Origin of the sequence: Micromonospora sp. NPDC047557, from assembly GCF_043205095.1 — a bacterium.
Taxonomy (GTDB): Bacteria; Actinomycetota; Actinomycetes; order Mycobacteriales; family Micromonosporaceae; genus Micromonospora.
Genome location: NZ_JBIDDK010000001.1, coordinates 160,982 through 175,031, shown reverse-complemented (window position 1 = coordinate 175,031; position 14,050 = coordinate 160,982). Strand labels below are relative to the sequence as shown.

At 72.1% G+C, this 14,050-nt stretch carries 12 protein-coding genes; 8 read left to right on the top strand and 4 right to left on the bottom strand.

Going from position 1 to position 14,050, the window contains the following annotated elements; all coding sequences use genetic code 11:
- The first annotated feature begins 116 nt into the window (after positions 1-116).
- On the top strand, positions 117-1,874 hold the full coding sequence (ctaD, locus tag ACGGAQ_RS00775) for a cytochrome c oxidase subunit I (protein WP_393043353.1): 1,758 nt from the start codon (positions 117-119) through the stop codon (positions 1,872-1,874).
- A gap of 631 nt (positions 1,875-2,505) precedes the next feature.
- Here the strand turns inward: ctaD and ACGGAQ_RS00770 are convergent.
- The 4 genes from ACGGAQ_RS00770 to ACGGAQ_RS00755 are packed head-to-tail and all read right to left on the bottom strand — an operon-like array spanning position 2,506 to position 8,387.
- Positions 2,506-3,753 carry an MFS transporter gene (locus ACGGAQ_RS00770; RefSeq protein WP_393045597.1) on the bottom strand — a complete coding sequence of 416 codons (1,248 nt, stop codon included), beginning with the start codon at positions 3,751-3,753 and terminating at the stop codon, positions 2,506-2,508.
- A gap of 40 nt (positions 3,754-3,793) precedes the next feature.
- Positions 3,794-4,375 (bottom strand): isochorismatase family protein, encoded by a 582-nt coding sequence (locus ACGGAQ_RS00765; RefSeq protein WP_393043351.1) that lies wholly within the window; start codon positions 4,373-4,375, stop codon positions 3,794-3,796.
- 30 nt (positions 4,376-4,405) lie between these two features.
- Positions 4,406-5,692, bottom strand: a complete 1,287-nt coding sequence (locus tag ACGGAQ_RS00760) for a nicotinate phosphoribosyltransferase (protein ID WP_354855127.1) — start codon at positions 5,690-5,692, stop codon at positions 4,406-4,408.
- A gap of 16 nt (positions 5,693-5,708) precedes the next feature.
- Positions 5,709-8,387 carry a LuxR C-terminal-related transcriptional regulator gene (locus ACGGAQ_RS00755; RefSeq protein ID WP_393043349.1) on the bottom strand — a complete coding sequence of 893 codons (2,679 nt, stop codon included), beginning with the start codon at positions 8,385-8,387 and terminating at the stop codon, positions 5,709-5,711.
- Positions 8,388-8,583: 196 nt separating this feature from the next.
- Here ACGGAQ_RS00755 and ACGGAQ_RS00750 point away from each other — a divergent pair, with 196 nt between their 5' ends.
- The 7 genes from ACGGAQ_RS00750 to ACGGAQ_RS00720 all read left to right on the top strand — a co-directional run bounded on the left by ACGGAQ_RS00750 (position 8,584) and on the right by ACGGAQ_RS00720 (position 13,995).
- Positions 8,584-10,134 (top strand): hypothetical protein, encoded by a 1,551-nt coding sequence (locus tag ACGGAQ_RS00750; protein ID WP_393043347.1) that lies wholly within the window; start codon positions 8,584-8,586, stop codon positions 10,132-10,134.
- A 148-nt stretch (positions 10,135-10,282) separates the two neighbouring features.
- Positions 10,283-10,573, top strand: coding sequence for an ATP-dependent Clp protease adapter ClpS (gene clpS, locus ACGGAQ_RS00745; protein WP_234581506.1), 291 nt, complete (start codon positions 10,283-10,285; stop codon positions 10,571-10,573).
- Between the two features lie 2 nt (positions 10,574-10,575).
- Entirely contained in the window at positions 10,576-11,070 is a 495-nt protein-coding gene (locus tag ACGGAQ_RS00740; RefSeq protein WP_007456109.1) for a DUF2017 domain-containing protein, read from the top strand.
- Positions 11,071-11,122: 52 nt separating this feature from the next.
- The gene (locus ACGGAQ_RS00735; RefSeq protein ID WP_354855130.1) at positions 11,123-11,611 is read left to right on the top strand and encodes a M67 family metallopeptidase; all 489 of its coding nucleotides are present in this window, start codon (positions 11,123-11,125) and stop codon (positions 11,609-11,611) included.
- A 66-nt stretch (positions 11,612-11,677) separates the two neighbouring features.
- Complete coding sequence (locus ACGGAQ_RS00730) at positions 11,678-12,049, top strand: MoaD family protein (protein WP_393043344.1); 372 nt, start codon at positions 11,678-11,680, stop codon at positions 12,047-12,049.
- Between the two features lie 11 nt (positions 12,050-12,060).
- Positions 12,061-13,026: a PLP-dependent cysteine synthase family protein gene (locus tag ACGGAQ_RS00725; protein WP_393043342.1), complete on the top strand. Its 966-nt coding sequence runs from the start codon at positions 12,061-12,063 to the stop codon at positions 13,024-13,026.
- Positions 13,027-13,251: 225 nt separating this feature from the next.
- Complete coding sequence (locus ACGGAQ_RS00720; protein ID WP_354855133.1) at positions 13,252-13,995, top strand: MBL fold metallo-hydrolase; 744 nt, start codon at positions 13,252-13,254, stop codon at positions 13,993-13,995.
- The last annotated feature ends 55 nt before the right edge of the window (positions 13,996-14,050 follow it).

Below are 14,050 nucleotides of genomic sequence, written 5' to 3'. Positions count from 1 at the left end.
GTGTCACGCCACCCCACGCGGCGCTGCGACCTGCCGGGGACTATCCTCCTTGCGGATGACGGCCCGCCGATAAACAGCGTGTGCCGAGCGGGACAACCGAGAACCGGAGGCCACTCGTGACCACCGTCGCACCCAAGCCGGTCGTGACCCGGCCCTGGCCGGTCCGGGAGCCGGTCAAGGGGTCGGCCATCGCGCGGCTGCTGCGTACCACGGACGCGAAGCAGATCGGGATCATGTACATGGTCACCGCGTTCGTGTTCTTCATGGTCGGCGGCCTGATGGCCCTGATCATGCGGGCTGAGCTGGCCCGACCCGGGCTGCAGTTCCTGTCGCCCGAGCAGTACAACCAGCTCTTCACGATGCACGGCACGATCATGCTGCTGTTCTTCGCGACGCCGATCGTGTTCGCCTTCGCGAACTACATCGTGCCGATCCAGATCGGCGCGCCCGACGTTTCCTTCCCCCGCCTGAACAGCTTCGCCTACTGGCTGTACCTGTTCGGCGGCACGATGGCGACCGCCGGTTTCATCACCCCGGGCGGCGCCGCCGACTTCGGCTGGTTCGCGTACGCGCCGCTGAGCAGCGTCGAGCACTCGCCCGGCGTCGGCGCCAACATGTGGATCATGGGTCTGGCCATCTCCGGCCTGGGCACCATCCTCGGCGCGGTGAACATGATCACCACGGTGCTCACCCTGCGTGCGCCCGGCATGACCATGTTCCGGATGCCGATCTTCACCTGGAACATCCTGGTCACCAGCCTTCTGGTGATCCTGGTCTTCCCGCTGCTGGCCGCCGCGCTGTTCGCGCTCGCCGCGGACCGCATCCTCGGCGCCCACGTGTACGACCCGGCAACCGGCGGGCCGATGCTCTGGCAGCACCTGTTCTGGTTCTTCGGGCACCCCGAGGTCTACATCGTGGCGCTGCCGTTCTTCGGCATCATCAGCGAGATCATCCCGGTCTTCTCCCGCAAGCCGATCTTCGGCTACAAGGGTCTGGTCGCCGCGACCGTCGCGATCGCCGCGCTCTCGATGAGCGTCTGGGCGCACCACATGTTCGCCACCGGCCAGGTGCTGCTGCCGTTCTTCAGCTTCCTGAGCTACCTGATCGCGGTGCCGACCGGCATGAAGTTCTTCAACTGGATCGGCACCATGTGGCGGGGCCAGATCAGCTTCGAGACGCCCATGCTGTGGGCGGTCGGCTTCCTGGTCACCTTCCTCTTCGGCGGTCTCACCGGTGTGCTGCTGGCCAGCCCGCCGCTCGACTTCCACGTGTCGGACTCGTACTTCGTGGTGGCGCACTTCCACTACGTGCTCTTCGGCACCATCGTGTTCGCCGTCTTCGCCGGCATCTACTTCTGGTTCCCGAAGATGTTCGGCCGGATGCTCGACGAGCGCCTGGGCAAGGTGCACTTCTGGCTCACCATGATCGGCTTCCACACCACCTTCCTGGTGCAGCACTGGCTCGGCGCCGAGGGCATGCCCCGCCGGTACGCCGACTACCTGCCCGGCGACGGTTTCACCACGCTGAACACGATCTCCACGGTCGGCGCGTTCATCACCGGTATCTCCACGCTGCCGTTCATCTACAACTGCTGGAAGTCGTACAAGACCGGTCCGGTGGTCGAGGTGAACGACCCCTGGGGTCACGGCAACTCGCTGGAGTGGGCGACCAGCAGCCCGCCGCCGCTGCGCAACTTCGACCGGATGCCCCGGATCCGCTCCGAGCGGCCGGCGTTCGACGCGAAGTTCCCGGAGCTGGCCGCCGGTCAGAGCCTGGCCGGCCCGCCGGAGGGTGGCTCCAAGCCGCTCACCAGCGAGTCGGACGGCGGCGCTCGCTACAGCGAGGACGTCGCCAGCGACATCGACCGGCACTGACGCTCAACCCGCTCGACCGTACGACGGGCGCCGCCCCCGGGACCACCGGGAGCGGCGCCCTTCGCCATGTCCAGCCGGGCCTCGGCCTGCCTGGCCCAGCCCCGGTCCGACCCGGCTCTGACGGTCCCGCCCTACCGTGCTGCCCGCTCGGCGCTGATGGCCCCGCTCGGCGATGGCCTGCTCTGGCCGGACTCGACCCCAGGCCGATCTGCTCTCCGCCGGCGTTGCGCGGCCGATGTCGCACCTCTGGGCCGACTTGCGGAGGCGACAGTACTGACGAGCGACATACCTGTGAGTCATATTTATGCCTCACAGGTATGTCCGGTGCGTGTGTGCATGCCGGCAACCCGAGGTTCGAGGCCCTGGCACCCCTGGCGGCCCGCCGCTCAGGCTGGACGGCGATCCGGGGCGCCGCCCCCGAGCGCTAGCGCCCGGCCTGGCCCGGCCCGACCCGGCGTGATCTGGCCCGGTCAGGCCGGCCCGGCGTGATCTGGTCCGGCACGGCGAGGCCAGGCCCGGCGTAGCGCCGCCGACGTGGTCAGACAGCGCGTGTGGAAAGCGACCGGGGACGCCGACCACCGGCTTCACCGCCCGCCGCCCCCGGGCCGTCGCCCGAGGTAGCCAGCGGCAGTCAGCGGGCGGCGGGGGTGAGGTCGGCCTCGACCGCCGGCGGGGTGGCCGCGTCGGCGTGGCGACGGCGACGCAGCTCGCCGGGGAGCACGATCAGGGTGACCAGCGCGCCGAGCGCTCCGGTCACCACGAAGCCCCACAGCGGCGCGCTGCCGTCGATCACCGCGCCGGCGAGCGGTGCGCCGACCGCGATGCCGACGGTGACCGCCGAGCCGTGCAGGCCCATCGCCTCGCCGCGTACCTCGGCCGGGGCCAGACGGCTGACGGCGTCGGAGGAGGCCGCGATGGTCGGCGCGCACAGGGCGCCGGCCGGGATCAGCGCCAGGCAGAGCAGCCACCAGTGCGCGCCGCCCAGCCCGACCGGGATGGTGCAGAGCGCGAGTGCGGCGGTCAGGGCCAGCGGAGAGAGCGAGCGGTGCACCGCCCCGTAGGCGAAGCCGCCGGCCAGGGAGGCGATCGCCCAGCCGGCCAGCACGACGCCGGTCCAGCCGACCTCGCCACTGGCCCGCAGGACGGCGACCACCGCGACGTCGGTGCCGCCGAGCACGAGGGTGGCGGCGGCGCTGAGCGCCAGCACAGCGAGCAGTCGGGGCGTCAGCCACTCCCGGCGAGGCACCCGGCGCCGCGGGCCGGCGGGTTCGGCGGCACCGCGGATCGGCGGGTTCACCAGCCACAGGGCGATCCCGGCGGCGACGATGCCGCCGCCGACGAGGTACATGGTGGTCTGCGCCGAGATCGCGGTGACCAGGGCCACCGCCAGCGCCGGGCCGATCATGAAGGACAGCTCGACGGACATGGAGTCCAACGCGTACGCCGGCCGTCGTTGATCTTCCGGGACCAGGGCGGCGATCGACTGGCGGACCACCGAGAAGATGGGCAGGGCCAAGGAGCCGGCCACGAAGGCGGCCGGCAGCAGCACGGGGTACGGCAGCGTGGGCGCGGTGGACCAGAAGATCGCCTCGGCGATGGCGGTGAGCACCAGAACCGGACGCAGACCACGCCGGTCGACCAGTCGGCCGAGCAGCGGCCCACCGATCGCCGCGCCCACGGTGATGGCGGCGCCCACCAGGCCGGCCGCGCCGTAGCCCCGGTCGAGGTCGAGCACGACGTGGAAGGTCAGCGTGACCCCGGTCGCCGTGAGCGGGATGCGGGCGAGGACGGCGACCAGCAGCAGCGACCGCAGGCCGGGCAGGGCGAGGGCTGCGCGGTAAGGCTTCATGTTCACGTTGGTCCGTACCTCCGGCGACATCCTCGACCGGCGGCGGACCATTGGCCAACCCATTACCGCCTCATGCGGCCCTGATCACAGGCTCGCCGTGCAGGATCACGCCGACGCCGTCCATCGCCCGCAGCGCCACGTCGGTGGTCTCCGGAGCGACCGCGGCGGTCAGCTCCAGCAGGACGGTGGTGGCGAAGCCCTCCCGGGCGGCGTCGAGCGCGGTGGCGCGGACGCAGTGGTCGGTGGCGATGCCGACCACGTCGACCCGGTCCACGTCGTGCCGACGCAGCCAGTCGGCCAGGCACTCGCCGTCGTCGGCGTGCCCGTCGAACCCGGAGTACGCCGCCGCGTACTCGCCCTTGTGAAAGATCGCCTCGACCCGACCGGTCTCCAGCTCGGGGTGGAACTCGGAGCCGCTGGTGCCGACCACGCAGTGCCGGGGCCATGACTCGACGAAGTCCGGCGGATCGCCGAAATGCGCGCCCGGGTCGATGTGATAGTCCTTCGTCGCGACCACGTGCCGCCACCGGTCCGGCTCGGCGGCGAGCAGCCGGGAGATGCCGGCGGCCACCCCGGCGCCACCCGGGACGGCCAGCGAGCCGCCCTCACAGAAGTCGTTCTGCACGTCCACGATGATCAGCGCGTCGGCCATCGGGGTCCCTTCGAGGTCGGATCAGCGGGCTCAGGCGGCGGGTACGACAGTGACCGGCACGGCCGGGTCGCCGGCCGAGAGCTTCAGCCCCTCCCACGGGATGGAGATGAGGCACTCGCGCAGGTGTTCCCGGGACTCGTCGAGGGTGGGCAGACCCACGGGTTCGCCGTCGATCACGTACGAGCGCTGGAGCATCCGGTCGTTGGCCTGCCGGTCGGGCACACCCTGGGGGACGATGATCTCCTCCGTGGCGGTGCCGGTCGGCTTGTGCCGGCGGACCGCGACCTTGCGCCCACCGATGGTCGCCTTGTGCTCGGAGCGCTTCACCACCGGGCGGCCCTCGACCTCGACGAGCTTGTAGACCAACCCCGCCGTGGGCGCCCCGGAGCCGGTGACCACTGCCGTCCCCGCGCCGTACATGTCGACCGGCTCGGCGGCCAGCGCCGCGATCGAGTACTCGTCCAGGTCGCCCGAGACGATGATCTTCGTCTCGGTGGCGCCGAGTGAGTCCAGCAGTTCCCGGGACTGCTGCGCGATCACCGCGAGGTCACCCGAGTCGATCCGGATCGCCCGCAGCTCCGGCCCGGCCACCGCGATCGCGTTGCGGATGCCCTGGCTGATGTCGTACGTGTCGACCAGCAGCGTGGTGTCCTTGCCCAGCGTGGCCACCTGCGAGGCGAACGCGGCCCGCTCGTCGTCGTGCAGCAGGGTGAACGCGTGCGCCGCCGTGCCCGCCGTCGGGATGCCGTAGCGCTCGCCGGCGGCGAGGTTGGAGGTGAACCGGAAACCGGCCAGGTACGCGGCCCGCGCCGCCGCCACCGCCGCCTCCTCGTGTGCCCGGCGCGATCCCATCTCGATCAGCGCCCGGCCCCGGGCGGCGGTGACCATCCGCGCCGCGGCGGCCGCCACCGCGCAGTCGTGGTTGAGCACGGAGAGCGCCAGCGTCTCCAGCACCACGCACTCGGCGAAGCCGCCGGAGACGGTCAGGATCGGCGAACCGGGGAAGAACAGCTCACCCTCGGCGTACCCGTCGATGTCGCCGGTGAAGCGGTAGTCGGTGAGCCAGGCTGCCGCCGCCTCGTCGACCACTCCGGTGCGGCGCAGGAAATCGACCTCCGCCGGGTCGAACCGGAAGTCGCGGATCAGCTCGATCAGCCGCGCGGTGCCGGCGACGACGCCGTAGCGCCGGCCGCTGGGCAGCCGACGGCTGAACACCTCGAAGACACAGCGGCGGTCGGCGGTGCCGTCCTTGAGTGCCGCACTGACCATGGTCAGCTCGTAGTGGTCGGTCAGCAGCGCGGGGCGGAGGGTGCTCACCGCCCCAGCCTAAGGTTCAGCCCGCGCCGCCGCCCTCGTGGCCCGGGATCGACCGCAGCGCGGCCCACAGCTCGGACCGGCCGGTCACGCCGAGCTTGGTGTAGATCCGCTGCAGGTGGTTCTCCACGGTGCGGGCGGAGAGGTAGAGCCGTTCGGCGATGGCCTTGCTGGTCGCACCGTGCGCGGCGAGGCGGGCCACCTGCCACTCGCGTTCGGTCAGCACCGGCGCCCCGGCCCGCAGCGCCGGCGTACGGATCAGGTCGCAGCGGCTGAGCAGCCCCGCCAGACGCTCGCGGGCCTCACTTGCCGCCACCGAGTGTTGCTGGCGCAGCCGGTGCAGAGCCTGTGCGGTGGCCTCGGCGGCGTACACCGTCAGCTCCAGCGCGGCGTAGTCGTCGGCGACCGCGAGCAGATCCGCGGCGGAGTCGGTCACCGCGGCCCGGGCGTGCCGGGCCAGCAGCGGTGGGAGCACCCCGTCCACCTGCTCGGACAGTTCGGCGAGGCGCTGCGCCACGGTGCGCCGCCCACCGTCGGAGCAGGTGGGCCCGACGGGCGCGCCGGCCTGCTCCAACCGGACCAGGTCGTGCAGAACGTGCACCTCGTGCCCGGCGAAACCGTCCGCGCGCAGCCGGTCGGCCAGGTCGTTGAGCTGCTTCACGGCGCCCGGCAGGTCACCCGACGCGGCGAGGACCGCGCCCCGGGCCTGCTCCAGCCACGGGTAGAGCACCGCCATGCCCGGCGCGTGGGTGCGATCGGCCTCGGCCATCGCCTCGGCGGCCTGCGCCGCGTCGCCGCGCAGCGCCGCCGCCTGGGCCCTCTCGGCCTGGGCCAGACCGGCGTAGACCCGGCTGGTCGCCAGCACCGCGCAGGCGCCCAACGACGTCCGCATCGCCGAGTCGCTCTGCCCGCGCAGCCGCGCGGCGTACGCCTGGAGAATGGCCAGGTATCCGGTGCCGAGCCGGAAGTCACCGGCACCGGCCAGGTCGGCGAACTCGTCGGCCACGATCGCGTCGATCCCGACGAGGTCGCCGGTGAGCATGAGCCGGGTGCCGCGGGCCAGCTCCAGGGCCAGTTGCAGGTACGGCATGTCGGTGCGCCAACTGGCCGCGGCGGAGTGCACCTGCGCGATGGCCGCGCCGCTGCGCGACAACTGACCCTGGGCGGCCTGGACGTACGCGATGGTGCTGCGGGCCAGTTCACGGGCGGCGATGCTGGCCGCGGGCCGATCGAGCACGGTCTGGCTGAGCCGTACGGCGGTGACCGTGTCGAGCCGGTGCAGCCGCATGATCGCCTCGAAGGCGTGCACCCGGGCGCGGTCGGCTGAGTCGCCGAGCTGCTCGACCCGGCTCGCAATCTCCTCCACCGTGGACTCTCGACTGAGCCCCCAGTAGCTGACCATGCCGCGGACGGTCAGCCACCGGCAGAACCGCCGCTCGTCCCCGGCCTCCGGGGTCACCGCGTCGAGAACGGTGATCGCCTCGTCCGGTCGGTCGGCGAACATCAGAATCGTGGCCAGCAGCTCCGCCGCGTCCGAGCCGCCGTCGGCGTTCAGCGCGGCCCGGGCCAGCCGGGTTGCCAGCGGCACGTCGTAGCGGGTGAACGCCTGCATCGCGGCGTCCACGAGCAGGGCGGCGTCCTGTGCAGTGCCCGAGTCGAGCCGCCAGACCGCCACCCGCAGCAGGTCGTCGCGGCGGCGCTTGCCGACCTGTTCCAGCAGCTCGGCGAGGTGCGCCTGGAGGCGTCGGGTGCGGCTGACCGGGCACCGGCGACGCATCACCTCGCCGTAGAGCGGGTGGGCCAGGCGTACGTTGGTCCGCCGGTCGTGCTGGACGACGGTGATCAGGCCGCGCTCCTCGGCGTACTCGACATCGGACTGCTCGGCGGCCTGGTTGAGCAGGTGCAGGCCGAGTGGTTCACCGAAGGCGACCAGCTCGACGACCGTGCGAACGCCGTCGGTGAGCTGCCCGACGCGGGTGTCGATCAGCTCGGTGAGGCTGGGTGCCAGCTCCAGCCGCCCGGTCCACTTCCAGATCCCGTAGGTGCGCTTCAACTCCTCGCTGCCGCTGGCGGCGTGCACCAGCTCGCGCAGCAGCAGCGGGTTGCCGGCCGACAGCCGGCCGAGCCGGTCGGCGGAGCCGGCGTCGACCGGGCCGCCCAGGATCGCCGCCAGCAGGCCGGCGGTCTCCGACGGTGGCATGGGGGTCAGCTCGACGTGCTCGACCAGGTCGTCGGTCCAGAGTGCGCGGATCGGCAGCGGGATCTGTTCGCCGTCGCGCAGGGTGCCCACGACTGTGGCGTTGTCGGCGCGGGCGACCAGATGCACCAGCGCCGCGGAGGGTGGGTCGAGCAGGTGCGCGTCGTCGATGGCGAGCACGATCCGGCGGCCGGCGGCCTGCTGTTGCAGAACGCCCAGCGCCCAGCGGAGTATGCCGGCGGGGGAGAGGCCCTGGGGCTGCTCCGCCGGGAGGACCTGCACCAGCCCGCCGAAGGGCAGCGCCGCCGTGGTGGCGCTGGCCGCGATGGACCAGATCGCGTACCGGTCGGTGGGCAGGGTGTTGACGCCCTCGCGTAGCAGCCGGCTCTTGCCGATGCCCGCGCTGCCGCTGAAGAAGAGCCCTCGGCCGGCCTCGCCGGTCACCGCCGCCAGCAGGCGGTTGAGCTCATCGGTTCGGCCGACGAACTTCCATCGACTCATCCGCGCAGCATATCCATCGAATTCCGTCCGCGCCCGCACCGTCACGCACCGAAGTTGAGTAGTCGCACAATTACCGGTGAGTATCCGAAGTGTTCCGCCTGGTCGGTCGGCCGAACGTACTCTTCCGGCATCCGGGTAGTGTCACCGGAATTCCACGCGACCGGCGCGCCGGTCGCCTGCCCCGGGAGGCCACCCGATGCAGCAGGGCCCTCTCCCCTCGCTCGACTCACCCGGCGACATGGCCAGCTCAGCCGACCTGCCGAGCTGTAGCCCGCTGCCCACCGACCTCGGCGTGCCCCGTCCCCGGGCGGACGAGCCGCTCGGCGTGGTCGCCGTCGGCCCGGCCGGCGCCGACCGGCGTGCGGTCCTTGCCAGCATCGTCGGGCTCGACCCGGTGATGCTCACCGTGCCGGCGGGCAGTTGGCTGCTGGTCCGGCACGCCCAGGTGCCCACGCGGGCGGCCTTCGTCCCCGGCTACCGCCAGCCGCACTCGTACGGCGCGGACCGGGACGCCGCCGGCCCGGCGTTGGCCCGCCCACCCCGGCGGGTCGAGCTGAGCGTGCCCGAGCCCCTGCTGCGCCACTTCACCCTGGTCGACACACCGGACACGGGCGCGCTCGGCGTGGCCGGCGTCCGGGTGCTGCGCGAGGCCGTCGGCCGGGCCGGCGCGCTGCTCTTCGTGATCGCGGCCGACCAGGCATTCACGGCCCAGGAGCTGAATCTGCTCGCCGAGGTGGCCGCCGCCCCGGTGGAGGTCGTCTTCGCGGTGACCCCCGGTGCGGCCGGTTGGGCGCCGCCGGCCGAGGGCGGGGTGCTGACGGAGGACGCGGGGGCGTCCGTCTCGCCGCCCGACGGCCGGCCGGATGAGGTGGACCCGGTGGCGGTGATCGTCGAGGCGCACCGGGCGGCGCTGCTGGCCGCGGTCCCCTCCCTGGCCGGCGCGCGGTGGTTCCCGGTCGACGGCGCTGACTCCGCCGCTGACCTGCGCCGGGCGCTGGTGGGCTGGTCGGCGAACGAGGGGTTGCAGCGGGCCAGCGCCGATCCGCCGGTGCTGCCGGGGCAGCACGACCGGGTGGCGGTGTCCGCCGACCCGGGGGACTGGTCCGAGCGGCTCGACCGACAGGTCCGCTCCTGCTCCCAGCGGATCCGCCAGCACCTGGCACTGGAGTTGGCGAACATCCACCTCCGAGCCGTCCAGGAGATCGTCTTCGGGGTCGGCTGCGCCGGCCTGCCGGACCTGCTCGACCGGGAGATGGCGGCGCTGTCGCTGCTGGCCACCGCGCAGTGCGACCACGCGGTGCGGGGCATCGTGGCCGACACCGCCGCCCAGGTGCTCGGCGTGACACCGACAGAGGGCGTCCGCCGCCGGATCGCCACCGCCGTCCAGTACGGCCTGGCCGACCACCGCTCCGGGCGCGACCTGGACCGGGTCCTGCTGATCACGAGTACGGCGGGTGTCGCCGGGCTGACCGGCACGGAGGCGATCGACGCGCTCGCCGGCTATCCGACGGTGACCCGTGACGAGGTGCTTCCGCCGGTCGCGGTGGCGCTCTCCGGCGGGTGCTGGCAGCAGTGGCGTACCCCGGGCAACGATGACCACAGCGCCGCGCGGGCCTGGTCCCAGCGGGCGTTGCGGGAGGTCGAGCTGGAGCTGTCCCGGGAGATCTCCCGACGGTTCGAGGTGATCCGCCTCTCGCTGGGCGTGGTGCTCTCCGATGCAGTCGACCACGGCATCCTGCTCGCCTGACGGCGTGGCCATCTCCCGGCTCGGGCCCGCCCCGCGCCTCGCGTCCGACGGGGTGCGGGCCGGCTCCGGGGTGGCCGCGGCGGGTGATCCTGGTTCGCCCGGCGTTCCGGTTCCTCGGTTCCGGGAAACCGGTGGCACGATGGGGGGCATGGCGGCTCCACAGGTTGCACCGGTCGAGACGCCGGCCACTGACGAGGTGCCGGCGCCCGACCGGCAATGGGTGACGATCGTGTGGGACGACCCGGTCAACCTGATGACGTACGTGACCTGGGTCTTTCAGAAGCTGTTCGGCTACAGCCGGGAGAGGGCGGAACAGCTCATGCTGGACGTGCACCACAAGGGCCGCGCCGTGGTCTCCACGGGCGCCCGGGAGCGGATGGAGCACGACGCGTCGCAGTTGCACGCGTACGGGCTGTGGGCGACGGTGGACCGCTCGTGAGCATGTTCCGGCGGCAGGCCGGCCGCTATGTCGCCACCTTCGCCGTGGACGAGGTGCGGGTGTTGCGGAAGGTCGCCTCCGAGGTGGTTGGTCTGCTCACCGACGGCTTCGACCACACGGACCCGGTCGTGGGCCGGCTGTTCCCGGCGGTCTACCCGAAGGATGCGAGCGGCACCGCGGAGTTCCGCCGCTACACCGAGGGTGATCTGAAGACTGCCAAGATCGACCAGGCGGGGGCCATCCTGGCCGCGCTGCCCGACGAGGCCGGCGGCGAGGTGCGGTTGGACGCCGAGGCGGCCGAGGCGTGGCTGCGGGCGCTCAACGACGCGCGGTTGGCGATGGGCGTCCGGCTGGAGATCAAGGACGGCACGGACCTGGGTGAGGAGTTGGACGACGCGGTGACCGAGGATCCCGGCTCCAGCCGGGTGTTCCAACTGTCGGTCTACGCGTATCTCGGGTATCTACAGGAGTCGCTGCTCAACGCCTTGATCGACTAGGCGTGACCGGCACCACTTCAGGGCCTGACCGGTAGGCGTTAGGCTGGTGCACGTGCTGAGCATCGACCGGTCGATCATCGACGCGATCGTCGCCCACGCGCGCCGGGACCACCCCGACGAGGCGTGCGGCGTCGTCGCCGGTGCCGTCGGCAGCGACACCCCGACCCGGCACATCCCGATGGACAATGCCGCCCGGTCGATGACCTTCTACGAGTTCGACTCGATGGAGCATCTGCGGGTGTGGCGGGAGATGGACGACCGGGACGAGGAGCCCGTGGTCATCTACCACTCGCACACCGCCACCGAGGCGTACCCGTCCCGGACGGATGTCTCCTTCGCCGGCGAGCCGGGCGCGCACTACCTGCTCGTCTCGACCCGTGAGCCCGACTCGGAGGAGATCCGGTCGTTCCGGATCGTCGACGGCGTGGTGACCGAGGAGCCGGTCCAGATCGTGGAGGCCGGGGTCGACCCGCACGCCGTGCAGTCCTACATGTTCGGGCAGAGCCCGGCGACGGTCGACTACGAGTGTTCCGGCCGCTGACCCGTCAGCGTTCGCACCCGTTCCGTCCCGTCACCGTTGGCACACCCGTTTGAGGAGCACGACATCATGGCCATCGAAGTTCGCATCCCCACCATCCTGCGCAGCTACACCGGCGGCGCCAAGGTCGTCGAGGGCGCCGGCGACACGCTGGGCGACCTGCTCACCGACCTGGACTCCCGGCACGCCGGGCTGCGTGGCCGCCTGGTCACCGAGGCCGGCGCGCTGCACCGTTTCGTGAACGTCTACGTCAACGACGAGGACGTCCGCTTCCTCGGCGCGCTCGACGCGAAGCTCTCCGACGGCGACAGCGTCACCATCCTGCCGGCCGTGGCCGGCGGCGCGTTCGGCTTCGCCGCGGCAGCGGCGATCAGCTCGCACAGCGCCGCGGCAGCGGCGATCAGCTCGCACAGCGCGGCGACCGCCGTCGCCGCGCGCTGAGGGCGGCCGCCATGGCGCGGTACGACAGCCTGCTCGACGCCTCTGGGGGCACGCCGCTCGTCGGTCTGCCCCGGCTCTCTCCGACGGTGCCCGATGGCGCACCGCCGGTGCGGCTCTGGGCGAAGCTGGAGGACCGGAACCCGACGGGCAGCATCAAGGACCGCGCGGCGCTGTTCATGGTCCGCGCGGCGGAGGAGGCCGGCCGACTCCGGGCGGGTGACACCATCCTGGAGCCGACCAGCGGCAACACCGGCATCTCGCTGGCCATGGTGGCCAAGCTGCGCGGGTACCGGCTGGTCTGCGTGATGCCCGAGAACGTCTCCACCGAGCGGGTCCAGCTGCTCCGCATGTACGGGGCGGAGATCATCTTCTCGGAGGCGGCGGGCGGCTCCAACCAGGCCGTCGCGACGGCCAAGCAGATCGCCGCCGAGCACCCGGACTGGGTGATGCTCTACCAGTACGGCAACGAGGCCAACGCGCGGGCGCACTACGAGACGACCGGTCCGGAGCTGCTGCACGACCTGCCCACCATCACGCACTTCGTGGCCGGGTTGGGCACCACCGGCACCCTGATGGGCACCGGGCGCTACCTGCGCGAGAAGGTCGAGGGCATCCAGGTCGTGGCGGCCGAGCCGCGCTACGGCGAGCTGGTCTACGGCCTGCGCAACATCGACGAGGGGTACGTGCCGGAGCTGTACGACGCCTCGGTGCTGTCCCGGCGCTTCTCGGTCGGCACCCGGGACGCGGTGCTGCGGACCCGTCAGCTCGTCGAGGTGGAGGGCATCTTCGCCGGTTTCTCCACCGGCGCGATCCTGCACGCCGCGCTCGCGGTGGCGCACGAGGCGGTCCGCGACGGCCGGCGGGCCGATGTGGCGTTCGTCGTCTGCGACGGCGGTTGGAAGTACCTGTCCACCGGCGCGTACGGCGGCACCCTCGCGGATGCCGAGGACGCGCTGGAGGGTCAGCTCTGGGCCTGACCGCAGGGGTCTTGCGCGAACGGGCCATCGGCGTACGCGTCGGTGGCCCGTTCGTCGCCCGTGCCGCTGTGAGCGGGTGTCACGTTCGTGACAACTTCCAACGGATGATTCTTGTCCTCGGGCACCCCAGCGTAGGCTGCGCAGCGTGGCGTACGCGTCGGTAGAGATCATGGCCGGGACGACCGCCGGCATGGATGCTACTGACAGTGACAGTGAGACGACCCGATGCGACTGACTGTCCTGGGGTGTGCCGGTAGCTTCCCCGGCCCCGAGTCGCCGTGCTCCGCCTATCTCGTCGAGGCGGACGGCTTCCGCCTCCTGGTCGACTTCGGCTCGGGGTCGCTGTCCAGCCTCCAGCGCTACGTCGGGCTGCACGCCCCCGACGCGATCCTGCTGACCCACCTGCACTGTGACCACATCCTCGACGCCGTGTCGTACGTGGTGGTCCGCCGGTACGCCCCGGACGGTCCCTACCCGCCGTTGCCGGTGTACGCGCCCTCCGGCGCACCGGACCGGCTCAGCGCCGCGTACGGCGACGACGGCACGGTGGAGGACGTCTACCAGTTCTACGCGTTGCAGCCGGGCACCTTCCCGATCGGGCCGTTCACCGTCACCGTCGACCGGGTCAACCACCCCGTCGAGACGTACGGCGTGCGGTTGGAGCACGGCGGCCGGTCGCTGTGCTACTCGTCGGACACCGCGCCCTGCGACGCGTTGCTGCGCCTGGCGCAGAACGCCGACGTGTTCCTGTGCGAGGCCAGCTACCTCGACGGCGTGGACAATCCTCCGGACCTGCACCTGACCGGCCGGGAGGCGGGCGAGACGGCGACCAAGGCGGTGGTGGGCCGGCTGCTGCTCACCCACCTGGTCGCGGCGTGGGGCAGTGAGGCGCACACGTTGGAGTCGGCTGCCGCCGCGTACACCGGGCCGCTCGAGGTGGTCCGGGCCGGCGCCAGCTACGACATCTGACCGCCGCGCGGCGGTGTTGTGCCGTACTGTTCGCCGGCCGGTCAGCGGCCGGTCG